We start from the raw sequence: 2,172 nt of genomic DNA, 5'->3' as shown, positions 1-2,172 counted from the left end.
GCGCTTGTGGTGTGGCAGTCCCCTCGTAGTCAGCGGGGAATTCCGCTTCCTCGGCAATCCTTGCCCAGGCGCTGGCCAGCGCCTCGATGGTTGACGTGCTCATTTCCGCCGCTCCTGTGCTCTTTGGCGAATCAACCGGCCAAGGGGCCTCGACGCGAAAACCAGCAGCATCACGCCTATCGGATACCAGGTCGAGAAGACCACCAAGGCATCGAAGGCTGGCCGTCCGGTGTTGGTAGGCAGTACGGCGGTCACAGCCATCAACCCGCCGACCGTCCAGATGATGCGCCACACGTAGGGCATCACGCGGGGCACGTAGCCGTCATCGAAAGCGGTCTGGTAGTAGCGGCGCAGGCCGCGCTCGGCAAGCGCCTGGCGCTGCCGCTCCGACAGCGCATCCGTCCGGCCATACCAGCGCCGGAATGGTGGACAGCGCAGCAGCAAAGGGGTGAAGAGGATCATCACCGCCACGATCGCGACACCCCACGCCATGACGGCGCCGGCATCGGGCCGCTTGGCGTTCTCGATCACGGGCGCGAAGACGCCCGGAGCACCGATCATCCAGAACAGCGCAATGTGCTGATGGAAGGAGAGCTTCATTTGCTCATCCACTTGCGCAGCAGGCGCTTTTTCAGGGAGGCGCGTTCTTGCGGGTTGCGTCCCTTGTGATTGGCGATGCGATCCGCCGTGGCGGCCTGGCGCTTGACGGGCCAGTAGGAGCGGCCATCCTTGCCCATCGACCAGACGCTGCTGGCCTGGTTTTCCAGCAGGGGCAGATGGGCGCTCAGGGCTTCGGGCGACGCGCTGGTCAGCGCCGTGCGCTCACGGGTGCGCCAGCGCTGATGCCAGAGCTTCTTGTCCTCGCGCTCGCTGCCGCAGGTCGTGTGCCCGACGATGGGTGTTTTGCGGCGGCTGCGGCTCATAACGTAGTGGTCTCCAAGAACATTCAGGACTGATCCCAGGCGTCGATGGTCAAGACCTGATCGGCAGGACAGGCGGCTACGCGGTCGGGAACTGGATGGTGTTCAGTCTCATGCCGACCCCATTCGATTGATCGCGTCGCTTGCGGCACGCTGCGACGCAAGGAGGTTTGCGACCTGGTTTAGCAGCCGTGTCCGCTGCATGTCTGTTACCTATCTCCCCGACCGCTCATTGGACCAACTCCAGAGATTGGGCTCTATCGCTCAGCCAATACGAAACCGGCATTGGCTGATGCCACAACCGAGACTAACACAAATGGCTCGGTACCTGTATTTCGCGCCCCGTGCACTTGGCCCGGTCTTGCCACGGCTATCTCACCTTCCCTGAGGGCACGAACAATCCCATTGCCCTGAAAGTAATCAGCCATTCCCGACAAAACAGTCCACGTGTCTTGGCCGTGAGGATGAATGTGAGCCGCAATTTCCTGCCCGGGATGGACATGCCAAACCACGATAATTGAGTCTCGGGTTTCAAGCACAACGGAACGAATAGGCTCGCCTTCGGACGGCTGAACATACTCGGCTACAGAAAATATTCTCGATTCAACAGTCATCGGAGATCCCTCTTTCACAGTTGTCGTTACGGTCTTCATCGTCGGCATCCTGACGCACGGCGGGCAATTGCTGGAGCAACGCCGGCAGCCATTCCTGTACCGTCTCCCACACCACATCGAGGTTGATGTCGAAATAGCCGTGAGCCATGCGATTACGCATATTGCGCATGCTGCGCCACGGCACGTCGGCATGCGCCTGGGTGAACTCGACGTAGCCATCCATCACCTTTGTGGCCGCCTCGCCGATGACGATCAGGCTCATGATGACGGCCTGCTGGGTGCGCTTGTCGGCCAAGAAGTCGTCCTTGGCCATCCCTTCCACGAAGCTGCGCGCATCGGTTGCGGCCTGCTGAATGTGGTCGAGGTAATCGGGCAGGCGGTTCTCGCTCATATCGGTTGCGCCTCCGCGAGCACCTTGGCCCGGAACTTCGGCGGCAGGTCGCCGGGAGTCAGCAGATCGACGTCAACGCCGAGCAGCGATTTCAGTTCTTCTTCCAAATCGCCCAAGTCCAACAACGTGGCACCGGGCAGCGCATCGACCAACAGGTCGAGGTCGCTGCCATCCCGGTCGGTGCCATGCAGCACCGAGCCGAAGACGCGCGGGTTCGCGGCGCGAAAGCGGCCTACCGCTTCACGCA

At 61.6% G+C, this 2,172-nt stretch carries 5 protein-coding genes; all 5 read right to left on the bottom strand.

Annotated features, from left to right (window positions below):
* Positions 1-99: 99 nt before the first annotated feature.
* Complete coding sequence (locus ACOTX5_RS26370) at positions 100-600, bottom strand: hypothetical protein (RefSeq protein WP_003100856.1); 501 nt, start codon at positions 598-600, stop codon at positions 100-102.
* The gene (locus tag ACOTX5_RS26365; protein ID WP_003100858.1) at positions 597-923 is read right to left on the bottom strand and encodes a hypothetical protein; all 327 of its coding nucleotides are present in this window, start codon (positions 921-923) and stop codon (positions 597-599) included. Before ACOTX5_RS26365 ends, ACOTX5_RS26370 begins: the two co-directional genes overlap by 4 nt.
* A gap of 254 nt (positions 924-1,177) precedes the next feature.
* A complete protein-coding gene (locus ACOTX5_RS26360) occupies positions 1,178-1,534 on the bottom strand; it encodes a cupin domain-containing protein (protein ID WP_000215515.1) in 357 nt (118 codons plus the stop codon).
* Positions 1,524-1,925, bottom strand: a complete 402-nt coding sequence (locus ACOTX5_RS26355; protein WP_001293886.1) for a DUF86 domain-containing protein — start codon at positions 1,923-1,925, stop codon at positions 1,524-1,526. The genes ACOTX5_RS26360 and ACOTX5_RS26355 overlap by 11 nt, the downstream gene beginning before the upstream one ends.
* A partial coding sequence (locus ACOTX5_RS26350) for a nucleotidyltransferase family protein (protein ID WP_210844753.1) occupies positions 1,922-2,172 on the bottom strand: 251 nt, incomplete at its 5' end. The genes ACOTX5_RS26355 and ACOTX5_RS26350, both read right to left, overlap by 4 nt.

Source organism: Enterobacter cloacae complex sp. IR5441 (assembly GCF_049238215.1).
In the GTDB taxonomy this organism is placed as follows: Bacteria; Pseudomonadota; Gammaproteobacteria; order Enterobacterales; family Enterobacteriaceae; genus Enterobacter; species Enterobacter hormaechei_C.
This window is presented reverse-complemented; position numbering and strand designations above follow the sequence as displayed.